The sequence below is a fragment of the Hymenobacter cellulosilyticus genome (assembly GCF_022919215.1).
GTDB lineage: Bacteria > Bacteroidota > Bacteroidia > Cytophagales > Hymenobacteraceae > Hymenobacter > Hymenobacter cellulosilyticus.
Genome location: NZ_CP095046.1, coordinates 1,643,505 through 1,665,186 on the forward strand (window position 1 = coordinate 1,643,505; position 21,682 = coordinate 1,665,186).

The window sequence follows — 21,682 nt, forward strand, 5'->3', positions numbered from 1 at the left end:
CGTTTTTCGTTGCTGCTGGCCCAACCGCGCTGTTTCGAACAACGGCTTAGCCGGCCCAACCTTCCCGGTCGAGGGAGCGGTACTGAATGGCCTCGGCCAGGTGTTCCAGCCGGATATCATCGGAGCCGCCCAGGTCGGCAATGGTGCGGGCCACTTTCAGAATCCGGTCGTAGGCGCGAGCTGAGAGGCCCAGACGCTCCATGGCGGTCTTGAGCAGGGCCCGGCCCCCTCGTTGATCTGGCACAGTTCCTTGACCATCTGCGAAGGCATCATGGCGTTGGAATGAATCTCGGGAAACTCCCGAAAGCGCACCGTCTGCACTTCCCGGGCCTTTTCGACGCGCTGCTGAATATTTTCGCTGGTCTCGGTCTTGCGCGTTTCGGCCATCTGGTCGAAGGTGACGGGCGTGACTTCCACGTGCAGGTCAATCCGGTCGAGGAGTGGGCCGCTGACTTTGTTGAGGTAGCGTTGCACTACGCCGGGGCCGCACACGCACTCCTTTTCGGGGTGGTTGTAGTAGCCGCAGGGGCAGGGGTTCATGCTGGCAATGAGCATGAAGTTCGAGGGAAAGTCAATGCTGACCTTGGCCCGGGAAATCGTGACGCGGCGCTCCTCCAGCGGCTGGCGCATCACTTCCAGCACGGTGCGCTTAAACTCGGGCAATTCGTCCAGGAACAGCACGCCGTTGTGAGCCAGGGAGATTTCGCCCGGCTGCGGATTGCCTCCGCCGCCCACCAGGGCCACGTCGGAAATGGTGTGGTGCGGGGAGCGAAACGGCCGGCTGGTGAGCAGAGAAGCATTAGCCCCAAGCTTGCCCGCCACGGAGTGAATCTTGGTAGTTTCTAGGGCTTCCTGAATGGAGAGGGCCGGCAGAATGCTGGGCAGGCGCTTAGCCAGCATGGTTTTGCCCGCTCCGGGCGGCCCAATCATGATGACGTTGTGGCCGCCGGCCGCCGCTATTTCCAAGGCCCGCTTGATGTTTTCCTGACCCTGCACGTCGGCAAAGTCGGCGGCGTACTGGTTGGCCGTGCTTTGGAACACAGTGCGGGTGTCGAGCAGCAGTGGTTCAATGGCCAGCCGGCCTTCGAAGAAGTCGATGGCCTGCTGCATGTTTTCCACCGGAATCACGTCGAGGTTATTCACAATGGCCGCTTCCTGGGCATTGGCGCGGGGTAGAATGAAGCCCTTGAATCCTTCCTTGCGGGCCTGGATGGCAATGGGAAGCACCCCGCGAATGGGCCGCAGTTCCCCGTCCAGAGCTAGCTCGCCCATAATGATGTACTCGCCGAGCCGCTCGGTGGTCAGCTGCTGGGAGGCGTGCAGAATGCCCAGAGCAATAGGCAAATCGTAGGCGGAGCCTTCCTTGCGGATGTCGGCCGGGGCCATATTGACTACCACCTTGGTGCGGGGCATGCGGTAGCCCCGCATTTTCAGGGCTGCTTCGATGCGCTGCTGGCTTTCCTTGATGGCATTGTCGGGCAAACCTACCACGTAAAAGTTGGTGCCCTGGGAAACGACTACTTCAATGGTAATGGTATTGGCGTTGACGCCCTGCACGGCCGAGCCATACGTCTTGGTAAGCATAGTAGATAAAAATAAGTCGATAGGTAATTGTGGAGCTAAGATAGAAGAAGTTACGATGACGTAACACGGAAAAAGCCAGCCCTGAACAGAGCTGGCTTTTTCTTGCATCAGTGAAAAGTACTGCGCCGGGTTTGCCGTCTACTTTTCGTCGGCTACCAGCTGCTCGATGAGCATAATCAAGATGTGAATGGCCTTGATGTGAATTTCCTGAATCCGGTCGGCAAAGCCGCTGTGCGGGGCCCGGATTTCCACGTCGCTCAGAGTTGCCAGCTGGCCGCCGTCCTTGCCGGTGAGGCTTACGACGGTCATGCCGCAGGCCTTAGCCGCCTCGGCAGCGCGCAGCACGTTGGGCGAGTTACCGCTGGTGCTGATGGCCAGCAGCACGTCGCCGGGGCGGCCCAGGGCCTGCACGTAGCGGCTGAACACGTGCTCATAGCCGTAGTCGTTGGCTACGCAGCTCATGTGCGACGCTTCGGTAAGGGCAATGGCGCCCAGGGCGGGTCGGTCGAGGCGGTAACGGCCGCTCAGCTCTTCGGCGAAGTGCTGGGCGTCGCAGAGGGAGCCGCCGTTGCCACAGCTCAGGATCTTGCCGTGTTGCTTCAAGCTGTCCGCCATCAGGCGAGCCGCTTGTTCGATGCGCGACAGGTTTTCGGGGTCCGCCAGAAAACGGTCGAGCACGGTGCGCGCTTCGGTCAGCTCAGCGCGGATGAGGTCAGTTAGGAGTGCAGTCACGCTGCAAAGTTACACCGTCGGACGATTGTCTAGGTCGGCAGCTGAAGCGGGTGGAATGCTGCTTTGCGGCCGCTGGGCCGGCGCGTTCGTAAGATTGGGGTCAGTCTGCTGATAACCAGTCTGGTTTATATCGTGAGCCGTGGTGACCGTACCGCTGTGCGTGGTCGGAATGGCCGAGTCGATATATACCGGGGCGGGTGCTACCGGGCCCGACTGGTACACCGTGGTAGGAGCAGGAGCTACCGGAGCGGCAGTCGTGGTGGTAGTCACGGTGCGCTGCTGAAATTCCCGCTCACGCTGGTCAATCTGGTGGTCGTAAAGCTTGGCCTTGAGCTCGTTTATTTTGCCGTTGAGTACCGTCGTTTCGCGGCGCAGCAGGGCGCTGTCCATGTTTTCGGTAATCAGGTGCAAAGCCAGCAGGATGGCGCCAATGATGAACAGGGTGTAGTAAAACGCGGTCAGGCCAGCGTCACCACTGAGGTTGAAGGTCGAGGCGAAGGTGTCGCGGGTGGCGGGGCTGAAGATGAACAGCAAGGCCAGCAGCAAATACACCATGACCAGCACGGTAACAATTCGTTTGAGAGCAAGCATAGGAGGAAAGAGCTAGAAGTCCGGAAAAAGCCGGTGGCGGCTCCCTGCGGGGGCGTCGGCCGGCTGCTGTCGGCATAAACGCAAGCCGGGCCCTTACAGTTGGCCCGGCCTATATTTCCCTCTCTGATTATAGCCCGCGGCTACGGCAATACACCGTTGCTTTGCATCGAATTAAGACGCTGGTACACGCCACCGTCGCGCCGTAGCAGCTCCTCGTGGGTGCCGCGCTCCACGATGCGCCCTTGCTGCAGCACCACGATTTCGTCGGCGTGCTGAATGGTGCTCAGGCGGTGAGCAATGACCAGTGAGGTGCGGTTCTGCATCAGGCGGGTCAGGGCTTCCTGTACCAGCTTCTCCGATTCGGTGTCGAGGGCCGAGGTGGCTTCGTCCAGAATCAGGATGGGCGGGTTGCGCAGGATGGCCCTAGCAATGCTCAGCCGCTGGCGCTGCCCGCCCGAAAGCCGGCTGCCCCGGTCGCCAATAAAGGTCTGGTAGCCGTCGGGGGCCTGGATGATAAACTCGTGAGCATTAGCGATTTTAGCCGCTTCGATGACCTGCTCGTCGGTGGCCTGGGTGTTGAAGCGGATGTTGTTCAGAATCGTGTCGTTGAACAGGATGCTTTCCTGGGTTACCACGCCCATCTGGTCGCGCACGGAGTGGATGGTACAGTCGCGCACCTCGTGGCCATCAATGAGAATCTGCCCGCCGGTGGGGTCATAGAAGCGGGGCAGCAAGTCGGCCAGGGTACTTTTGCCGCCGCCCGAAGGACCCACCAGGGCCACGGTTTTGCCCTTGGGAATAACCAGATTGATGTCCTGCAGCACGGGTGCGGCTCCGTAGCTGAACTGCAGGTTGCGTAGCTCAATCTGGTGCTGGAAGGCGGGCAAAACCTGGGCGTCGGGCTTGTCGCGAATGGCGGGCTCGGTGTCGATAATGCTCAGCACCCGCTCGCCGGCCACCAGGCCGCGCTGGATGTTGCCAAACGACGACGACAGGGACTTGGCCGGGGTGAGCACCTGCGAAAACATGATGATATAGGTGATAAAGGATGCAGCCTGCAGGGTGGAAGTACCGCCCAGAATCAGGGTGCCGCCGAAATAAAGCAGGCCCGCCACCACCATCACGCCGGCAAACTCCGAAAACGGCGAGGCCAGGTCCCGGATGTTGTCGATGCGGCGGGAGGCTTGGGCGTACTGGTCGTTTTGCTGCTCAAACTTGCCCTTGATGTAGTCCTGGGCATTGAAGGCCTTGATAACCCGGATGCCGCCCAGGGTTTCGTCAATCACCGAGAGCATGGTGCCCAGGGTGCTCTGGCTGGTTTTGGCCTGGGTGCGCAGGCGCTTGGAGAGAGTCGCAATGATACCGCCCGACAAGGGCAGCAGAATCAGGGTGAATAGCGTGAGCTTGACCGACATATAGAACAGCACCACGAAGTAGCCCACGATGGTCAGCGGGTCGCGCACGACAGCCTGTAGGGTGTTGACGACCGAAATTTCAACTTCCTGCACGTCGTTGGTAAAGCGCGACATCAGGTCCCCTTTCCGCTCGGAGGCAAAGTAGCCCAGCTGGAGCTGAATGATGCGGTGGTACAGGTCGCGGCGCAGGTTGCGGATAACGCGGGCCCGCACCCGGGCTGCCAGTCGTAAGCTCAGGTAGCGGAACACGTTGCTGAAAAAGACCGAGGTAATCAGCACCAGGCACACGAACAGCAAGGCGCCCAGCTTGCCGTGCTCGGCAATTACCTGGGCAAAAAAGTAGTTGAACGTGCCCGTGACGTAGTCGAGGGTGAGGGCAAACTCGGGCAGGCGAGTGGGGCGCTGAGCTTGTTGGTGGTTTCGAACAGCACGTTCAGCATCGGAATGACCAGGGCCAGGTTGCCGATGCCGAAGAAGATGCCGAAGATGGTGTAGAGCAGGTAGAGCGGTACCGTATTGGCCAGGGGCCGGGCGTACTGCAGAATGCGGAGGTAGGTCTTCATCAGGGAAGCGGGGCAGGCGTTACGCTAGGCAGGACGGCGGAACTCGGAAATTACTTCAATCGGGCCGCGAATATGCTGGTTGAACTCCTCCAGCTGCTCGGCCGGCACCCAGAGCTCGTTGTGCTGCGGGTTGCCCACGTTCTGCACCGGAAACTTGTGCAGGTAGGCCGAGTCGACGGCGAAGCGCACTACGTAGCCCACGCCGTAGAAGGGCACGTTCCAGTCGCGGCTGATCTGGGCGGCGTACTCCTCGTTGAGCACGGGGTAAAAGATGGGCTGTTCGGGCAAGCGGGGCGGAAAATGCTGCCAGTTAGAAGCGGCAATTAAGTCCAGCTCCTGCTGATTAACGGGCCGGTAGAGAAGCGTAGTGGCAGACATAGCGAAGCAAGCCGGAAAGTAGAAGCCGCAAAGGTAACCCCGGATTCGGGTTGTAGCCCAGGCAACCTTTCGGGGGCTTGCCTGCGAGTAGAGGGGCAGAACCGCTCTTATTCTCCACCACGGCTTTTCCAGCCTTTTTCTGCCTCACTTTCATGGAACGCAAAGAATTTATCCAGCTCTTCGGCCTGGGCGCCGCCGCTGTGCTGGCCACCGGCTGCCTGGGCGGCTGCTCGGGCAGCAAAGACGACAACCCGGCTCCGGCCCCCGGTCAGGGCGGCCCGACGGGCTCCACTGGCGTCGACTTCACCTTGGACCTGACCGAGCCAGCCAACGCGGCCCTCAACGACCCGCAAAAAGGCTACGTGTATGGTGCCAACAGTGCGGTAATTGTGGCCCGGCTCACCGATGGCAGCTACATTGCCGTGCAGGCGCCCTGCACCCACGAAGGAACGACCCTCGTGTTTCAGGCCAGCTCCAGCATGTTTCGCTGCCCCAACCACGGCTCCCTGTTCAACCCCAACGGCACGGTGGCCAACGGCCCGGCGGAGCGCGCCCTGAAGAAGTACACGGTGACGCAGACCGGCAATACGCTGCGCGTAACGAGCTAAGCCAACCGATTCAGACTAATAAAAAAGCCGGTGTAGCCTACCACCAGGATAGCTACACCGGCTTTTTACGCCTTGGTCAATCGGCTTAAAACTCGTGCAGGCGCTGGGGCATGTTCCAACGCAACGAAACCGAAGTGAAGGCCTCGGTGCCGTTGCCGGCGGCTCCCTCGTTGCCGGTCTGGTAACGCACAATCTGCTTGGCATCCAGCCACAGGTTGTGCTTAAGCATGTAGCTGGCCGTCAGGTCGGCGTGCAGCAGGTTGGTGGTGTTGCCCTGACCTACGCTGTTGCCATATTCCGTCACGCGGGTGGTATAGGGCTTGAGCACGTTGCCGCCGTAGTTGGGCTGCGGGTCCACGCCCGCCACGTTATCCAGGCCCTGCTTGGTATAAAAGGCTTTGCCCACCAGGTTCAGACGGGGCAGGGGCTGGTAGCTCAGCACGCCCAGCAGCTCGTAGAGGTTGGCGCCCATGGGGTGGGCCAGGGGCTGCTGATAGTGCTGGTAGTTGGTGTAGCTGTCCTCGTGCTGGTAGGTGTAGGGCCGAATGTAGTTGAACTCGACCTGCAGGTCCAGGTTCTGAATGCCGGCCACGTCGATGTACTTGCCGCCCAGCTGGAAAGCCTGCTTGTTGGCCCACCAGCCGTTGCCGGCCCGGATTTCGCTGATCTTAAACTCATCCAGTACCAGTTGGCCGTAAATCTGGCCGCGGCGCTTGATGTTCCACTTAAAGTCCAGACCCAGGATGGCGTTATCGGCCGAGCCTACGTTCTGCTCGACGGCCCGGTAGAAAATAACCGGGTTCAGGTATTGCAGCTCGAAGCCCCGGGCCCGGCGGCCCGGAATAACTTTGCCGTTGGCATACACCGTGTCGGGCTCGGGGTTGCGGCCGCCCAGAATGGTGCTTTCAAACACGCCGATGTTGAAGTCGGGCGTCACGTCGAAGCTGAGGTGGTGCAGGGCCATGTACTTTTTGGGGTACACCTGGTCGGCAATTTCCCGCTGGGCCGTCAGCTCGGCAAACAGGTTCTGGTAGTTGAACTTCCAGACGCGGGTATTCACCTTCAGAAAGAAATACGGGGCGCTGTAGTCCGACAAAATCAGGGAGCGGTAGCCGTTGCCGATGAAGTTCCGGTCGTGGGCCAGTTGCAGGTTCACGTGCTTGCCGGCCGCGTAGGTAATACCGCCCCGGGCCGTGAAGAAATCGTACTGGCTGCCGCCTTCCGTCTTGAAGTACTTCCAATAGCCCTCGTGCGGCACGATTTGGTCTCGCTGGATGCGGGTTTGCACGTACTGGGGTACGGCCTGCTGGTTGTCGGCCAGGAAGGTGTAAAAGCCTAGGCGCTGGTCGATGGTGCCCTCAAGCTGGATGCCGCGGGTATTCACGTAGCGCAGACCGTCGCTCTGGTTGTCTTTGCCCACCTGCAGCAGCAGTACCGGGTTCAGGCGCAAGGTGAAATCCTCGGTCTTGACGTTGTAGAAGTCGCTCTGGTTCTGGTAAAAGGTGTTGAACAGCGGCCGTTTGCTGCGGTTCAAATCGGCGTACTGGGCCTGGGGCAGGTAGTTCCAGTTGTCGCGCATCAGGTATTCCGCATTGAAGCGGTCGGCCGCCGAAAGGGAAGCAGCGCCGCTGTCGAGCAGCACGCGCTGCGCCAGGCGGGCCACGCCTTTGCGGTGGTAGGGCCGCACAGCCGTGTAGGGGTCGTGCAAGGTGTCGGCCCCGTACTTAATGGCATAGCGGTCAATCAGCCGGTACGTATCCTGATCGAGCGGCACGTAGTTGACGCCCTGCATGGCAGAGCGCAGGTTGGGCTCTATCGGCGCCGGGGCACCGGATGATCGTAAATCATCCAGACGTTGTCCTTGGTGGGCTCAGTAGCAGGTGGGGGGGCAGTTTGCGCCAGCGAGTTCTGGGCCAGCAGGCTCAAAGCCGGGAGCACAGTAAGGAGTAGTTTTTTCATACAAGCAGGAGGCTACGCTTCCGTTCGGAGGCCCGGCGGGGCAAACCTACGCAGTAAGCGGGTAGGAGTTGGCGAATTACGGAATTTGCGCTTTAAAAGGATTTCTCCGCTCGGCTGCCGGCCCAGTGCCGCCGCCTCACCGAATGCCCCTAGCTTTGCAGCCGTTATCATTCTGCGTAGCCGTCCGTGCCTGTTCTTCGCTTTTTGCGCTTCACCCAACTTGACCTCCCCGCCTGGGATGCCTGCGTGGCGACGGCCGAGGAAGCAGTACCGTACGCGCAGAGCGCCTGGCTACGGGCTACGGCAGGCCGCTGGGACGCCGTAGTCGAGCTGGATGAGGCCTCGGGGCAGTATCGGTCGGTGCTGCCGCTGCCGGTGAAGCGCCGGCCCTGGGGGCGGGAGGGGTTTCAGCCGCCCTTCACCCAGCAGCTGGGCTTGCTGACTACTACCAGCAGCCAATACCGGAGCGTGGCCGAGTACCTGGCTGTGGCCGTCGGCCGCTACGCCCGGCTGTATCTGCAGGCCAACAGCGGCAACGAATTTCCGGCAGCACCGCCCGGCTTTGACCTGAGCTGGCGGCAAACGTACTGCCTGCCCCTGGATGCTGGCTACGAAACCCTGCTCAAAGGCTACGCGGCCGACTACCGCCGCCGCCTGCGCATCAATCAGCAATTGGAGCAGCCGCTGCAGGTTGGGGAAACCCACTCGGCCGAGGCGCTGCTCCAGTTGTTTCGGCAGCACAAGGGTGGGGAAGTAGCCAGCCTGAAGCCCCGCCACTACCAGCAGCTGGCGCAGCTCACAATGAATCTGCAAAGCCTGGGGCAGGTTCGGGTTCTGGAAGTGCGGGAGCCTGCTACCCGGGAGTTGTTGGCCGGGGCTTTGTTCGTAGTAACCCCGCGGGTCATCATCTATCTGTTTGCGGCAGCCTCCCCGGCCGGCAAAAAAGCCGCGGCGCCCCTGCTGCTGCTCGACTATATGATTCAGGCCTATGCCGCCACGCCCGGCCTCGTGCTCGACTTCGAAGGGGGCATGATTCCGTCAATTGCCCGTTTTTTTGCCAACTTCGGGGCCCGGCCCGTTCCCTACGCCGCCCTCACCCTTACCCGCCAGCCCTGGTATCTGTCATGGAAACGCTAAACACTCCCTCCGCAAGCTCTGCCGACCGCGTCCGTATTGTGTGCGCCGAGCCGTCTATTGCCAACCACTTTCTGGCCGAGCTCCGCGACGTAGACGTGCAACGCGACAGTCTGCGCTTCCGCCGCAACCTGCAGCGCCTGGGCGAAATCATTGCCTACCGCATCAGCTCCCAGCTTAGCTACACCGAAAAAGTGGTGCAAACGCCCCTGGCCTCGTCCAGCAGCAAGCAGCTGCGCGACTTTCCAGTGCTGGCCACCGTGCTGCGCGCCGGCCTGCCGTTTCATCAGGGCTTTCTGAACTACTTCGACCAGTCGCCCAGCGCGTTTGCCGCGGCTTACCGCATCGAAGGCACCTCCCAGGTGCGGGTGCAGGTCGATTACCTCTCGGCGCCCAACCTGGACGAGCGGGTGCTGATTCTGGCCGACCCGATGCTGGCCAGTGGCAAGTCCCTGGTGCAAACCTACCGGGCCATGCTGCGCTTTGGTCAGCCCCGGCAGGTGCACATTGCCGCCGTCATTGCCTCGCCCGAGGGCGTCGACTACGTAACCCGCGAGATTCCCGAAGCCACACTCTGGGTAGCGGCCGTCGACGACCACCTCAACGAGCACGCCTACATCGTACCCGGCCTGGGCGACGCCGGCGACCTGTCGTACGGCAGCAAATTGTAATGGCCGCGTAACCTGGCGGAACTATACCGGCTGGTGGTTACCTCGTATCTTTACCACCAGTAGTTTCCTTCTAGCCCCGAAAACGCCGTGTTGCCTCATTTTGCCAAATACGCCTCCGTTTTCCTGCTGAGCATGGTGAAGTTCTTCGGCGGCCCGCTGGCGGGCGTGTCGCTGGGTCTCAACTTCTTTCAAACCCTGGGCCTGACCGTGGCGGGCATGATGACCACGGTGGTCGTCGTGTCGGGGGTGGGGCGCATGTGGGCCCTGCACCAGCGCCAGCGCCGCGAAACGAAGGGCAAGCCGCTGTTTACCAAGCGCAGCCGCCGCATCGTGAGTATTTTCCGCCGCTTCGGCATGCCCGGCATTGCGTTTTTGACGCCGGTCCTGTTCAGTCCTATTGGCGGCACCGTCATTGCCACCCAGCTGCACGTGCCCCGCTGGCGCATCCTGTTGCACATGCTCTGGAGCGCCGTGTTCTGGGGCTCCATTCTGACCACGCTCACGGTCCGGTTTAGTCACCTGCCCTTTTTTCACCACTAAGCGTGGACTGTCTTTAAAGAAAAGCCTTACTGCTCCGGTAGTAAGGCTTTTTTGTGCGTTACAGGGTTGAAAATACCCACTTCTAGGTATTGCGGAGGCTAGGCTGAGCGAGGTAATTTTGTCGACTGGCTTAACTCAAGAGTTGCTGTAATACAACTGTTTGAGTGAGTCTTTCCGGACTTTTCCTATTGCACTTTTTCTCAAACCTACTTGCCTTATGCCCACTTCTCCGCAAAAGATTTTTTTAAGCCTACTCGGACTTCTTACCCTGGCCTCTGTTGAAGTGCAGGCCCAGACGGCCGCTGCCAAAAACCGCAGCCACCTTATGACCCTGCTTACCCCAAAGCACCCGACTGCTGACCGCCCCGCAGCGGCCGCCCGCGGCATCAACGCCACCGTGGTGCGCCCGGGTCAGGAGGTAGAATACTATTGGGATACTACTATCAACCGCTGGCAAGTGGGTGGCAAGCGAATTAACACCTACAACTCCCAGGGCCTCCTGACTCAGCAGGTCGATCAGGATTCGGCAACGGCAGTGGCCTACAGCCGCACTCTGTATAGCTATAATGCCCAGGGCAAGGAAACCAGCTATACCCGTCAGGACTGGACCAACAATGCCTGGCTCAACGATAACCGCTACCTGACCACCTTCGACTCCTACGGCAACGAAACGCTGTACGAGACCCAAGACTGGGTAAACAACGCCTGGGTAACCCGCAACGCTTATCAGTCGGTTTACTCCTACAACGCAGCCGGACAGATTACGCAGGTCATCCTCAAGGAGCTGGAAAACGGGGCGTACGAGAATACCGACCGAATTTCGTACACCTACACCAATGGGCAGCTGAGCGCCTTGCTCTACGAAGAGTGGAACGCCGGAGCCTGGCAGAATGACGAGCGTATTGTGGATATCGTGTGGTATGATTACGCCAGTAACCGTCCTGCTTCGTACCGGGAGCAGACCTTCGATGGCACCGCTTTCGTGGACGAAAACCGCTACACCCTAACCTATGGTGCCAACGGCAACTACGTTGAGATTAAAGAGGTATTTAATATCAACGCGTGGTTTAACTACCGTCGTACCACGGAAACCTATGATAGCCAGGGTAATCCGCTTACGTATACATACGATTCCTGGACCAACAATGCCTGGGAGCAAATGGACGGCAACCGGTCTTTCTACGCTTACAATTCCAGCAACGTCATGCTCCGCCGGGTGCAGCAGTCTTTCGATGATGCTACCAGTCAGTATGTGAATAGCTTCAAGGACAGCTACTCCAGCTTCCAGACCATTACGCTGGCAGCCCGCAACGCGGCTTTGGAAGCCCAGACCGCCCTGTACCCCAACCCGGCCAGCGGCGTAGTTACGCTGGAAGTTGGCGGCGTGGCCAAGGCTGAAGCGGCCAGCGGCGAAGTACGCAATGCCCTGGGTCAGCTGGTGCAGCGCTTTAGCGTGCAGCCCCAGGCCGGTAAGCTCAGCACCCAGCTCGACTTGAGCGGCTTGAAATCGGGCGTGTACACTGTGCGCCTCCAAACCAGCGAAGGCGCCATCGTAAAGCGCGTAGTCCGCAACTAACCGACCCACATCCTATTGCAACCAAAAGGCCCCAACCACAGTGGTTGGGGCCTTTTGTATTTGCTACTGGGCCGAGTGCTAGCGGCTGCGGCGGGCGTTGCGCAGCTTAGCCGCGCCCTTGGCCGCCGGCGACTGGCTGCGGCCCGGTGAGGCCCGCTTTTTCTTGCCTTTCTGGCTGCGGTTCGGGCCTTCCACGTAGGGTAGGCCGGTGCGCTTGTCAATACCCTTCTGCAGCGGCGTCACCTTATCGTGAAATGCGCCCTGGTACTCGGGGTCCAGCTTCTTGCGCCGGTCGTCAATTTCGCGGGCCATGCTCTGCTTTTCGTCAAACATGGTGTCCATCACCTTCACATCGGGCGGCAGGGGCAGCTCCGGAATGGGTTGGTTGATAAGCTCCTCGATGCGGCCGATGTGGTGCATTTCAGCCTCGTTGGCGAAGGTAATGGCTGCGCCCGTGTGCTGGGCCCGCCCCGTGCGCCCAATGCGGTGCACGTAGTCGTCGTACACCAGCGGCACGTCGAAGTTGATAACGTGGCTAACCTGGGGCACATCGATGCCGCGGGCCGCTACGTCGGTGGCTACCAGGAAGCGCAGCTCCCCGTTGCGGAAAGCTTCCATGGAGTTGATGCGCACGTTCTGGCCCTTGTTGCCATGAATGGCTCGTACTTCGCCTGCCACTTTGCGGCCCAGGAAGTGCGCCACGTTGTCGGCGTGCTCCTTGGTGCGGCAAAAAATCATGACCCGGTTAAAGGTCTCGGCATCCTTGAAGAGGTAGCCCAAGAGGTTAATCTTGGTCAGCAAGTTGGGCACCCGGTAGATGGTCTGCGACACGTTCTGGGCCGAGGTGGCGGCCGGTGTCACTTCCACCCGCATCGGAAACTCCAGAAACTCCTCGCTCAGCCTTACCACCCGCTCGGGCATGGTGGCCGAAAATAGCGCGTTCTGGCGCTTGCGCGGAATAACTTCCAGAATAGCCCGAATCTGAGGCATAAAGCCCATATCCATCATCTTGTCGGCCTCGTCCAGCACCAGGGTCTTGAGCTCCTTAAATATTACGGCGCCCTTCAGGTAAAGCTCCATCAGGCGGCCGGGCGTGGCAATCAGGATATCGACGCCCGCGGCCAGGGTTTCAATCTGGGTTTTGGGCCCCAGGCCACCGTAGATGGCCAGAATCCGCAGGTCGGTGTAGACGGCCATCTTTTTCAGGTGGGTCTCAATCTGCATGGCCAGCTCCCGGGTGGGAGCCAGAATCAGGCCGCGCGGGTGCGTACCCTGGGCGTATTTTACCTTCATCAGCAGGGGCAGGCCGAAGGCAGCCGTCTTGCCCGTGCCGGTCTGGGCAATGCCCAGTACGTCGTGGCCCGCCAGCAGCAGCGGAATAGTTTGCTCCTGCACGGGCGTAGGCTGCTCAAAACCGGCTTCCGCTACGGCATTGAGAAGCTGTTTATTGAGCTTGAAATCGGCAAAAGTGAGCGGCTGCGGGGTATCAGACATGGCAAAAATTCCTAATGGGAGGGCAAAGGTACGGGTAATATAGCCAGCAAACGGCCTGTAACTCATTATATAACTAACTGGCAGGCAGAGGAAGACAAAAAAACGCCAATATTTATTTGCAAATCACCGCGCAACCTTTACTTTTGTGACTGCAATACCAACCTGGTAGATATAGCTCAGCTGGTTAGAGCGTCGGATTGTGATTCCGAAGGTCGTGGGTTCGAGCCCCATTATTTACCCACACGGAAGTCCCGGAGAGAAATTTCCGGGGACTTTTTTGTTCTTTGTGCCGTTGTGCACCCAACAGCATTTCGCTGAAAACCCACTTATTCCCCTGACTATGAGTTTGGTCGTAATCGGTTCTGTAGCGTTCGACGCCCTGGAAACGCCCTTTGGCAAAACCGACAAAATCATTGGTGGCGCGGCCACCTACATCAGTCTTTCGGCTTCTTATTCGCTGAAGCCCGTGAAGCTGGTTGCCGTTGTCGGCGACGATTTTCCCCAATCCGACATCCTGCTGCTGCAGGAGCACGGCGTTGACACGGAAGGCCTGCAAATCAAGGAAGGGGAGAAGTCCTTTTTCTGGTCGGGTAAGTACTCCACCGATTTGAACTCGCGCGAGACCCTGACTACGGAGCTCAACGTACTGGCCGATTTCGACCCCATCATCCCTGATTCCTACCAGGATTGCAAGTACCTGATGCTGGGCAACCTGGCCCCGCGGTGCAGCGCCTCGTGATTCAGCGCCTTGTGAACCGCCCCAAGCTTATCGTGATGGACACGATGAACTTCTGGATGGACGTGGCCCTGGACGACTTGCTGGCCACCATCGAAATGGTGGACGTGCTCAGCATCAACGACGAGGAAGCCCGGCAACTCAGCGGGGAGTATTCCCTGGTGAAAGCCGCCAAGAAAATCATGGGCTTCGGGCCTAAGTTCCTCATTATCAAGAAAGGGGAGCACGGCGCTTTGCTGTTCCACAAAAACAAAATCTTCTTTGCCCCGGCCCTGCCCCTGGAGGAAGTATTTGACCCCACCGGCGCCGGCGACACCTTCGCGGGCGGCTTCATCGGCTACCTGGCCGCCACCGACGACATCAGCTTCGACAACATGAAGCGCGCCGTAATTCACGGCTCGGCCATGGCCTCTTTCTGCGTAGAGAAGTTCGGCACGGAGCGTCTGCTGAACCTGACCAAAGAGCATATCGAAGCCCGGGAGAAGCAGTTTGCGGACCTGGTGGAAGTAATTCCGGCTACGTCGGCCATGCCGGCCTAAGCTTACCCAAATCGACATTATCTGCCAGAACCGGCCGGTCCAGTCATGGACCGGCCGGTTTTTTTATGTCCTCTTCAGCACAACCAATTCTCAGCCGGGCGGGTACAATACAGCAAGAACCTTCTCACCTAAGCCCTTACTGCCATGAGCAAGCATCAAGATAAAGCGCCTACCAACTCCGAGAAATCAGAAAAGCGGTCCGGTACGCCAAATGGCCCCGAGAACGTAGAAGCTAATCCTGCCCCCGTGGACCCCGAAACCCGGGCTCATTCCAAGAGCGGAGGTACTCAAGTACAGAATGTAAACCAAAACGGCCTCGACCAAGCTGGCAACCATACCCGGAGCAACGCGCCCGGCGGTGGCGACAGTGAAGAGGAGCGGACCACGCAGGCCAACAAGCCTCGTCATAATCCTAACCCAAGCCAGTTCGACTCTAAGTAAGTCTGGAGTCTATACCGAATAAAACAGGCCCGGTCGACATGTCGACCGGGCCTGTTTGTTTTTAAGGTTGTGGCGCTAGCGGCAGCCGGAGCGTTACGTAGCGGGGTGGTAAGTCGGCCTCGGCCTCGGTAGGCCCGAACTCCTGCTGCACCACGACGGTGCCGTCGGGCCGCCAGCGGGCCTCGGTTGGGCCCCAGTTGATAAGCTCGCGCTGCCACATAAGCTTGGGGCCATTGGCCGTGAGCTGCAACAGCTGCAAGCCGTTGGGGTCGAAGGCAGCGGCCAGGTCGGCGTTGCTAGCCAGGATGTACCGGCCGTCGGGCGACGCAATGGGCCGGCCCCAGACGTCGGTGCGCTTGCCGGTCCGTTGGTCAATCAATACCACGTACCGGCCTTCCCATAGTCCCACGTTGACAACCCACTGATGGACAGCAGGCAATTGGCCCCAGTACAGGTACGCCACGGCATTCTCGCTATCAGTCGTGTCATCCTGCATAACCACGGTGCGGCCGTTGGCTGCCCGGAACGTCAGGTTTAGCCCCGTGCGTTGAACCCGGCCACCGGTTTGCGCCATCGTGGGCGAATCCACCGAATCGGGTGGGGCAGGCAGGGCATCGGGCTTAGTCTGTTGCCAGGTGGCTAGGTTGGCGGGTTGCACGGCTACCACCTGGCCTGTCCTCATGCGCAGCGTATCGTGCCCGGTGGCTTTGACTACATCGGCCGAGGTTAGCCCCACGGCGGGTGCGGGTGGGGGAGGGGTGGCTGCTGGCGTCGGTGCTGCCGCGGGCGGAGCTTCGGCAGTGGTGGCCGCGGGTTGGTCTTGGCTACAACTGCTCAGCAGCACGAGTGCCAACACCCAGTAGGGGCGTATAGAAGGGAATAGCATGCGGCAAGTATAGGAATTCGGTGGCCGAACTTAGCCTACTGCTATGGTACCACCTTCATGCGCACCACGCGGGTATCCACGTCGCCGTTGTCGAAAAAGTCCTGCTCGAAGAGAATAGTTTTATTATCGAGCCAGCGCGGACCGGTGACGCCCCACTCCGTTTGCCGCTCCCAGAGCTTTTCCAGCTTCGGGCCGTCCACGTGCCATACCTGTAGGCCACTGGGCTCGTAACGGGCCAGCACGTCGGAATTGCCGCACACGAAATGGCGGCCATCCGGAGCCACCGCCGGCGGGCTCCAGATCCGGGTGCGGCGGCCGGTGCGCTGGTCTATCAGCAGGAAGTAGCCCCCTTCGTAAAGGTGGACCGAGAGCAGCCACTGCTTGATTTCGGGCAGGCTGCCTACGTATTCGTAGCTGACGTTCTTATCGTAGTCTTCTACCGGATTATTGACCAAGCGCAATGGCTGCTTGGTGGCCGTGGGGCGGAGAATCAGGGTTTTGCCTACTCGTTTTACCGTGGGGCCGGCCGTACGCAGGCGCTGCCGCTCTTCGGCTTCCAAGTCGATTTCCTGCTCTTCGGTTTCGGGCTCGGGCGGCAGCCAGGTTTTGTAGGGCAGCTTCTCGTACACGTTGCGGGAGCCCTGATGAATACTCAGGACGCGCCCAGGCAATTGCACCAGGGTGTCGAGGTGACCCAGGCGGTAGATGCGCGGCGGCGTGGGCGGGGCAGGGGCACTACCGGGGCCGAGGTAGGCACACTGGGTTGCATTCGCTCGGTAGGGCCACGAAAAGAACAGCTCCACAGCAAAAAGTGCGGAGAAACCAGTAAAAGCAGGGCCCGAAGCCGTAACATGAACTTGATGGTAAAAACGCGGCGCTTAAAAACCCTGCTTAAGCCACTGGCGGAAGCTGGCCTGCTGCTCGGGCGTAGCCGTGGGCAGCTTTTCCACTGAATACTTCTGCCAGAACTGTTGCTCGGGGCTGCCCGTCAGCGTCACGGTCAGCAGCCGGTTTTGCCGGAACACGCTGATTTCGTAGCTGGTTGCATTGTTAGCCAGTAAACTTTGCAGGTTCATATCCACCCGCCGCCCGTTTACGGCCACAATTTCGTCGTCCACGGTCAGAGCGGCAGCAGCCGGAGAACCGGGCAGGATGTCGGTAACCTCAGTCCGCTCGTTCTTGACCACTGCCCGGAAGCCAAACACGCCCTCCGCCACCGATACATTCGGCTCGGCGTGCAGGGTGCAGCCCACAAAGCTTAAGGCCTTGTCGAGCGGCTCTTCCAGCGGGGCCGTGCCGTAAATGAACTTGTCGAAGTACGTCTTCATGTCGCGCCCGGCTACTTCCGTCACGATGCGGATGTAGTCGTCCTCGGTATAGCCGACGCCGGTGAGGCCAAACTCCTCGTACAGCCGGCGCATCACGTCGTCGAGGCTGCGCTGGTGGTTGCTCAGGCGGCGCAGCGTGAGGTCCAGCAGCAGGGCTACCAGTGCGCCCTTGTGGTATACCGATACCTTTCGGTCGGGCACGCCGGGCTTGTAGCCATCCAGCCACAGGTCCATGGAGGCATCGGCCAATGATAAATTAAAGCGGCCGTAGTCGTCGTAGTGCTTGCGCAGTACGGTGTTGAGTTCGGCAAAGTACTGCTCGGCCGTGCGCACGTTGCTGCGGGCCAGCAGATACTCACCGTAATAGGTTGTGATGCCCTCGGCAATGAAACAGGTCCGGAAGTAATTTTCCCGGGTAAAGTCGTACGGCTGCATTTCGGCCGGCCGGATGCTCTTGATGTTCCAGGTGTGAAACAGCTCGTGGCAGCTCACGCCCAGAAACTCCTTGTACAGTCCTTCGGTCATGAGCAACTCGGCGGGGCCTAGCACAATCACCGTCGAGTTCATGTGCTCCACGCCGTGGTAGTGCTTGTAGGGCAGAATCTGATTCAGGAAATGGTAGTCCTGCACCGGAAAGCCGCCAAACAAAGCCAGTTGTTCTTCCGAGAATGCCGCAAAGTCGCGCAGCAGCCGGGGCCAGTCGGGCGTGCACTCACCCTGTATCCAGATGGAAAAGGGAATACCCTGCACGGCGTAGGTCTGCTGCACCAGCGTGGGGCTGGCAATCAGCGGAGCGTCTACCAGCTCGTCAAAATTCTTGGCCTGAAGCGTGTTGGGGGCACTCTGGGGCAGGCCGCAGGCAATCTGCCATCCGTCGGGCAAGGCTAGCTGCAGCTGGCAGGTTTCGGCCTGCCGACCTTCGGCGTACATAAAGCATTGCACCCCATTGAGGTACAGCTGCGACTCGTCGAGCCAGGAGCCGCCCGCATCCATCTGGTGAGCGTAGAAGCTGTAGCGTACCCGTACGGTGCGGCCCGCGGCGCCCGTTACCTGCCACCGGTCTTTGGTAAGCTTGCGGTAAGGTAAGGACTCGTTGGTGGCGGCGTCTTCCACTACTACGGCCTGCACTTTCTGGGCAAAGTTCTGCAGCTCGTAGCGACCCGGCCGCCAAGCCGGCAACTGCAGCTCCAGGGGCCCAGTGGCCGTAGCGGCCACTTCCAGGGTCATTTGCACCTGCAGGTAAAAGGTAAGCGGATTCTCGAACGAGACGTAGTAGTGAATCATGGAAAGCAGTACGGAAACAGGTGCAAAGCTACGGGTATCGCGCGGGAACCACTGCGCTTTATATTATCTGTTCTACGCAACAAAAGACAGCGGGTAGATGCCTATCTTTGCCTTGTCCGGCACTGACTTTTTGCGAATTAACCGTAAAAAGCTGCCCAAGGCATTGCCTTTTCCAAATCAAGGTCTTACCTTTGCCGGCCATACCTGTCACTGAGTCTCTTACAATATCATGAAACGTACTTTTCAGCCCTCGCAGCGCAAGCGCCGCAACAAGCACGGCTTCCGTTCACGTATGGAATCCGCTAATGGCCGCAGCGTGCTGGCCCGTCGTCGTGCCAAAGGCCGTAAGCGCCTGACCGTATCTGACGAAGGAAAACATAAGCGCTAACCCGCTGACGGCGCCCGCCGTGTCGCCTTTCTCGGCTCAGATGCCGGGGCGCGTTCATATTCGTTTCCGAAAGAAGAACACTTGTGCCGGAAAAAGCTCATTGAGGAGCTTTTCGGCCGGGGTTCTTCTTTTGGTTTATACCCCCTGCGCATTGTGTGGCTGCCGGCCCCGGCGCCTACCTCGGCCCCGCCGCAGGTGCTCGTCAGTGTGTCCAAGCGCAGCTTCAAGCGCGCCGTCGACCGCAACTACCTCAAGCGCCTGATGCGCGAAGCTTACCGGCTCAATAAGTACCGGCTGTTGGAAGCTCCCGGTGGGCATCCGGTGGGTACGATGGCTATTATCTACACGGGCAAGGAAAAAAAGCCTTTCGCGCTGGTAGAAAAAAAATTAATTTCAGGGCTAGAGCGTTTGTTAGCCGATGCAACCCCCGCGCCTGCGGCTGGGTCTGTCTTGTAAGCTACTTTTCTCGCTTCTAGCCATTTATATGCGTAAAACTACCGTTACTGGCTTGCTTCTCGGCGGCGCCGCGCTGCTCGCCTCCTTCCGGACCGCCTCAGATAATGAGCGGTACTTCGAAATTGCCAAGAACCTGGACATTTTCGCGACCCTATTTAAGGAGGTAAACACGTTTTACGTGGACGAGGTGACGCCCGCCAAGCTGGTCAAGACCGGGATTGACGCCATGCTCAAATCCCTGGACCCGTACACCAACTACATTCCCGAGGACGATATTGAGGACTTTCGCACCATGACTACCGGGCAGTACGGTGGCATTGGGGCGGTAGTGGTGAAGCGCGGCGGTAAAACCATTGTACAGAGCGCCTACGAAGGCTACCCGGCCCAAAAAGCTGGTTTGCTGCCCGGTGATGAGATTTTGAGCATCAACGGGGTGAACGTGGAGAAGAAAAACAACTCCGACATCAGCAAGCTGCTCAAGGGGCAGGCCAACTCGACCGTGAAGCTGGAAGTGACCCGCTACGGGCAGGAAAAGCCGATGGAGCTCAACATTACCCGCGACAAAATTCAGGTTGACAATGTACCGTACTACGGCATGTTGTCGGGCGACGTGGGATATTTCCAGCTCGGCAGCTTCACCGTGGATGCCGGCAAGGAAGTGCGCATGGCCGTGGGCAAGCTCAAGGAAATGGGCGCCAAGAAAATCGTGTTCGATATTCGTGACAACCCCGGCGGCTTGCTCAACGAAGCAGTAAACATCTCCAACGTCTTCGTCGATAAAGGCACCGATGTGGTGAGCACCAAGGGTAAAGTCACGGAGTGGAATAAAACCTACAAGGCCCTCGACGCTCCGCTCGATACCCAGATTCCGGTGGTCATTATCACCAGCAGCCGTTCGGCCTCGGCCTCCGAAATCGTGTCGGGCGTACTGCAGGACTACGACCGGGCCGTGGTGGTTGGGGAGCGGACTTTCGGCAAGGGCCTGGTGCAGGCTACCCGGCCGCTGAGCTACAACTCCCAGCTGAAAGTGACGACGGCCAAATACTACATTCCTAGCGGCCGCTGTATTCAGGAAATCGACTATGCCCACCGCGCCGACGACGGGACGCTGGGCAAGTTTCCGGACTCGCTGCGTACGGCTTTCAAAACCCAGAGCGGCCGTATCGTGTACGACGGCGGCGGCGTGGCGCCCGACGTGGAAGTACAGGAAAAGGAAATTGCTGACATCACCCGGGTATTGCTGCAGAAAAACTACCTGTTCGACTTCGCCACCCGCTACCGGGCCGAACACCCGACCATTGCCTCAGCCCGGGAGTTTCAGCTTTCGGATGCCGACTACCAGAAGTTTGTGCAGTACCTCAACGGTAAGGACATCAACTACAGCACCGACGTGGAAAAGAGCCTGACTGACCTGGTGAAAAAAGCCAAGGAGGAAAAGCACTTCGACGACGTGAAAGCCGAAATCGAAGCCATTCGCAAGAAGGTGTCGACCAATAAGAGCAATGACCTGACCCGCTTTAAGCCCGAAATCCGGGAGCTACTGGAGCAGGAAATCGTGTCGCGCTACTACTTCCAGAAAGGCAGCATCGAGGCCAGCTTCGACGACGACCCGAATATTCTCACCGCCATGCAGGTCATCAACGATGCCCCGCGCTACGCTGCCCTGCTCAAGCCCGGCACGCCGGAGGCCAAGACCCGGCCCGAAGCCAACCGCAAGACGGCAGGAGGGAAGTAAAGCTTCATGAATTGTAAAGCATGAAAAAGCAGCCTCATCTTGGGGCTGCTTTTATTTTTAAATACGTATTCAAATGGGTGATTTTACGCTTCGGGTCAAGCACTGGCAGGTGTTTTTGGGTACTATGCTCTTAATGCTGGTAGGAAACCTGACCATCGAAGATTCCACGTTGGCCTCGGCCACATTAAGTGCAATAGGGTATTGTATTTTTTCCGCTTGGCTTGCCTTGATAGGTAATTCGCTTTTCCCTTTTTTGCCCCGAAAGGCTGAGTATAATCTGACCTGGTTTCTCATCGATGTGGCCGTAGGAGTTGTAGCCCGGGCTGCCGTTATCATCTTAACCGATGAGCGTAGTTTCCAAGCGGCTGGTTTACCAGCAGTAGCACTGCTTTATATAATCTTCGCACAGCTGCATGGCCCTTGGTTTTTAGCAGTGAGCTTGGTTGCTATTGAGAAGCAGCGCGAACCGGAATTTGGCTCATATTTCGGCACATTGCTGCTGTTCTTATTCTGGCCGGTTGGTCTCTGGGTGTTGCAGCCGCGGCTCAACAAAGTTTGGCAGGATAGGCAGGCTGGTTTGCCAAGTGTGGAGAAAATAGCCTGAACCGGCAGAAAATACCTGCTTCCGCGTTCCGGCTGTACCT

At 59.1% G+C, this 21,682-nt stretch carries 20 protein-coding genes, 1 tRNA gene and 3 pseudogenes; 12 read left to right on the forward strand and 12 right to left on the reverse strand.

What is annotated here, in order from left to right:
* Positions 1-46: 46 nt before the first annotated feature.
* From MUN79_RS08160 to MUN79_RS08180, 6 genes and pseudogenes are all read right to left on the reverse strand, one after another.
* A pseudogene (locus MUN79_RS08160) lies at positions 47-1,584 on the reverse strand (YifB family Mg chelatase-like AAA ATPase).
* 138 nt (positions 1,585-1,722) lie between these two features.
* Complete coding sequence (gene lpcA / locus MUN79_RS08165; RefSeq protein ID WP_244677220.1) at positions 1,723-2,316, reverse strand: D-sedoheptulose 7-phosphate isomerase; 594 nt, start codon at positions 2,314-2,316, stop codon at positions 1,723-1,725.
* A 9-nt stretch (positions 2,317-2,325) separates the two neighbouring features.
* Complete coding sequence (locus MUN79_RS08170) at positions 2,326-2,907, reverse strand: hypothetical protein (RefSeq protein ID WP_244677221.1); 582 nt, start codon at positions 2,905-2,907, stop codon at positions 2,326-2,328.
* A gap of 140 nt (positions 2,908-3,047) precedes the next feature.
* Positions 3,048-4,610 (reverse strand): ABC transporter ATP-binding protein, encoded by a 1,563-nt coding sequence (locus MUN79_RS08175; RefSeq protein WP_311136763.1) that lies wholly within the window; start codon positions 4,608-4,610, stop codon positions 3,048-3,050.
* A 35-nt stretch (positions 4,611-4,645) separates the two neighbouring features.
* Positions 4,646-4,885 (reverse strand): hypothetical protein, encoded by a 240-nt coding sequence (locus MUN79_RS30750; protein WP_311136684.1) that lies wholly within the window; start codon positions 4,883-4,885, stop codon positions 4,646-4,648.
* Between the two features lie 24 nt (positions 4,886-4,909).
* The gene (locus MUN79_RS08180) at positions 4,910-5,263 is read right to left on the reverse strand and encodes a hypothetical protein (RefSeq protein ID WP_244677222.1); all 354 of its coding nucleotides are present in this window, start codon (positions 5,261-5,263) and stop codon (positions 4,910-4,912) included.
* Positions 5,264-5,415: 152 nt separating this feature from the next.
* On the opposite strand from MUN79_RS08180, the gene MUN79_RS08185 reads away from it, so the two are divergent.
* The gene (locus MUN79_RS08185) at positions 5,416-5,871 is read left to right on the forward strand and encodes a QcrA and Rieske domain-containing protein (protein WP_244677223.1); all 456 of its coding nucleotides are present in this window, start codon (positions 5,416-5,418) and stop codon (positions 5,869-5,871) included.
* An 85-nt stretch (positions 5,872-5,956) separates the two neighbouring features.
* On the opposite strand, the gene MUN79_RS08190 is transcribed toward MUN79_RS08185, so the two are convergent.
* On the reverse strand, positions 5,957-7,663 hold the full coding sequence (locus MUN79_RS08190; RefSeq protein ID WP_244677224.1) for a capsule assembly Wzi family protein: 1,707 nt from the start codon (positions 7,661-7,663) through the stop codon (positions 5,957-5,959).
* Between the two features lie 20 nt (positions 7,664-7,683).
* Positions 7,684-7,830 carry a hypothetical protein gene (locus tag MUN79_RS08195; RefSeq protein WP_244677225.1) on the reverse strand — a complete coding sequence of 49 codons (147 nt, stop codon included), beginning with the start codon at positions 7,828-7,830 and terminating at the stop codon, positions 7,684-7,686.
* Between the two features lie 186 nt (positions 7,831-8,016).
* Between MUN79_RS08195 and MUN79_RS08200 the strand changes: the two genes are divergently transcribed.
* The 4 genes from MUN79_RS08200 (at position 8,017) to MUN79_RS08215 (ending at position 11,751) form a co-directional block, all read left to right on the forward strand.
* Entirely contained in the window at positions 8,017-8,967 is a 951-nt protein-coding gene (locus MUN79_RS08200; RefSeq protein ID WP_244677226.1) for a GNAT family N-acetyltransferase, read from the forward strand.
* On the forward strand, positions 8,955-9,635 hold the full coding sequence (upp, locus tag MUN79_RS08205) for a uracil phosphoribosyltransferase (protein ID WP_244677227.1): 681 nt from the start codon (positions 8,955-8,957) through the stop codon (positions 9,633-9,635). The genes MUN79_RS08200 and upp overlap by 13 nt, the downstream gene beginning before the upstream one ends.
* A gap of 87 nt (positions 9,636-9,722) precedes the next feature.
* Complete coding sequence (locus MUN79_RS08210) at positions 9,723-10,175, forward strand: hypothetical protein (protein WP_244677228.1); 453 nt, start codon at positions 9,723-9,725, stop codon at positions 10,173-10,175.
* A 217-nt stretch (positions 10,176-10,392) separates the two neighbouring features.
* The gene (locus MUN79_RS08215) at positions 10,393-11,751 is read left to right on the forward strand and encodes a T9SS type A sorting domain-containing protein (protein ID WP_244677229.1); all 1,359 of its coding nucleotides are present in this window, start codon (positions 10,393-10,395) and stop codon (positions 11,749-11,751) included.
* 78 nt (positions 11,752-11,829) lie between these two features.
* Here the strand turns inward: MUN79_RS08215 and MUN79_RS08220 are convergent, their stop codons facing one another.
* Positions 11,830-13,245, reverse strand: a complete 1,416-nt coding sequence (locus MUN79_RS08220) for a DEAD/DEAH box helicase (RefSeq protein ID WP_244677230.1) — start codon at positions 13,243-13,245, stop codon at positions 11,830-11,832.
* A gap of 165 nt (positions 13,246-13,410) precedes the next feature.
* Here MUN79_RS08220 and MUN79_RS08225 point away from each other — a divergent pair.
* The 3 genes and pseudogenes from MUN79_RS08225 to MUN79_RS08235 all read left to right on the forward strand — a co-directional run bounded on the left by MUN79_RS08225 (position 13,411) and on the right by MUN79_RS08235 (position 14,961).
* Positions 13,411-13,484: transfer RNA gene (locus tag MUN79_RS08225), tRNA-His, on the forward strand.
* Between the two features lie 101 nt (positions 13,485-13,585).
* Positions 13,586-14,520: pseudogene (locus MUN79_RS08230) on the forward strand (PfkB family carbohydrate kinase).
* 144 nt (positions 14,521-14,664) lie between these two features.
* A complete protein-coding gene (locus MUN79_RS08235) occupies positions 14,665-14,961 on the forward strand; it encodes a hypothetical protein (protein ID WP_244677231.1) in 297 nt (98 codons plus the stop codon).
* 61 nt (positions 14,962-15,022) lie between these two features.
* On the opposite strand, the gene MUN79_RS08240 is transcribed toward MUN79_RS08235, so the two are convergent.
* The 3 genes from MUN79_RS08240 to MUN79_RS08250 all read right to left on the reverse strand — a co-directional run bounded on the left by MUN79_RS08240 (position 15,023) and on the right by MUN79_RS08250 (position 18,459).
* The gene (locus MUN79_RS08240; protein WP_244677232.1) at positions 15,023-15,847 is read right to left on the reverse strand and encodes a hypothetical protein; all 825 of its coding nucleotides are present in this window, start codon (positions 15,845-15,847) and stop codon (positions 15,023-15,025) included.
* 41 nt (positions 15,848-15,888) lie between these two features.
* Positions 15,889-16,650, reverse strand: coding sequence for a hypothetical protein (locus MUN79_RS08245; RefSeq protein WP_244677233.1), 762 nt, complete (start codon positions 16,648-16,650; stop codon positions 15,889-15,891).
* A gap of 75 nt (positions 16,651-16,725) precedes the next feature.
* Entirely contained in the window at positions 16,726-18,459 is a 1,734-nt protein-coding gene (locus tag MUN79_RS08250) for a M61 family metallopeptidase (RefSeq protein ID WP_244677234.1), read from the reverse strand.
* 229 nt (positions 18,460-18,688) lie between these two features.
* Here MUN79_RS08250 and rpmH point away from each other — a divergent pair, with 229 nt between their 5' ends.
* From rpmH to MUN79_RS08270, 4 genes and pseudogenes are all read left to right on the forward strand, one after another.
* On the forward strand, positions 18,689-18,847 hold the full coding sequence (gene rpmH / locus MUN79_RS08255; protein ID WP_129919558.1) for a 50S ribosomal protein L34: 159 nt from the start codon (positions 18,689-18,691) through the stop codon (positions 18,845-18,847).
* Positions 18,848-18,922: 75 nt separating this feature from the next.
* Positions 18,923-19,303: pseudogene (locus MUN79_RS08260) on the forward strand (ribonuclease P protein component); the annotation flags it as partial.
* Positions 19,304-19,331: 28 nt separating this feature from the next.
* A complete protein-coding gene (locus MUN79_RS08265; protein ID WP_244677236.1) occupies positions 19,332-21,038 on the forward strand; it encodes a S41 family peptidase in 1,707 nt (568 codons plus the stop codon).
* A gap of 73 nt (positions 21,039-21,111) precedes the next feature.
* Positions 21,112-21,642: a hypothetical protein gene (locus tag MUN79_RS08270; RefSeq protein WP_244677237.1), complete on the forward strand. Its 531-nt coding sequence runs from the start codon at positions 21,112-21,114 to the stop codon at positions 21,640-21,642.
* Positions 21,643-21,682 lie beyond the last annotated feature (40 nt).

Excerpts from the sequence above, each read along its gene's own strand:
- MUN79_RS08170 (WP_244677221.1), bottom strand. The coding sequence starts at position 2,907 with ATGCTTGCTCTCAAACGAATTGTTACCGTGCTGGTCATGGTGTATTTG.
- MUN79_RS30750 (WP_311136684.1), bottom strand. The coding sequence starts at position 4,885 with ATGAAGACCTACCTCCGCATTCTGCAGTACGCCCGGCCCCTGGCCAAT.
- MUN79_RS08180 (WP_244677222.1), bottom strand. The coding sequence starts at position 5,263 with ATGTCTGCCACTACGCTTCTCTACCGGCCCGTTAATCAGCAGGAGCTG.
- MUN79_RS08185 (WP_244677223.1), top strand. The coding sequence starts at position 5,416 with ATGGAACGCAAAGAATTTATCCAGCTCTTCGGCCTGGGCGCCGCCGCT.
- MUN79_RS08190 (WP_244677224.1), bottom strand. The coding sequence starts at position 7,663 with ATGCAGGGCGTCAACTACGTGCCGCTCGATCAGGATACGTACCGGCTG.
- MUN79_RS08195 (WP_244677225.1), bottom strand. The coding sequence starts at position 7,830 with ATGAAAAAACTACTCCTTACTGTGCTCCCGGCTTTGAGCCTGCTGGCC.
- upp (WP_244677227.1), top strand. The coding sequence starts at position 8,955 with ATGGAAACGCTAAACACTCCCTCCGCAAGCTCTGCCGACCGCGTCCGT.
- MUN79_RS08215 (WP_244677229.1), top strand. The coding sequence starts at position 10,393 with ATGCCCACTTCTCCGCAAAAGATTTTTTTAAGCCTACTCGGACTTCTT.
- MUN79_RS08220 (WP_244677230.1), bottom strand. The coding sequence starts at position 13,245 with ATGTCTGATACCCCGCAGCCGCTCACTTTTGCCGATTTCAAGCTCAAT.
- MUN79_RS08235 (WP_244677231.1), top strand. The coding sequence starts at position 14,665 with ATGAGCAAGCATCAAGATAAAGCGCCTACCAACTCCGAGAAATCAGAA.
- MUN79_RS08240 (WP_244677232.1), bottom strand. The coding sequence starts at position 15,847 with ATGCTATTCCCTTCTATACGCCCCTACTGGGTGTTGGCACTCGTGCTG.
- MUN79_RS08250 (WP_244677234.1), bottom strand. The coding sequence starts at position 18,459 with ATGATTCACTACTACGTCTCGTTCGAGAATCCGCTTACCTTTTACCTG.
- rpmH (WP_129919558.1), top strand. The coding sequence starts at position 18,689 with ATGAAACGTACTTTTCAGCCCTCGCAGCGCAAGCGCCGCAACAAGCAC.
- MUN79_RS08265 (WP_244677236.1), top strand. The coding sequence starts at position 19,332 with ATGCGTAAAACTACCGTTACTGGCTTGCTTCTCGGCGGCGCCGCGCTG.
- MUN79_RS08270 (WP_244677237.1), top strand. The coding sequence starts at position 21,112 with ATGGGTGATTTTACGCTTCGGGTCAAGCACTGGCAGGTGTTTTTGGGT.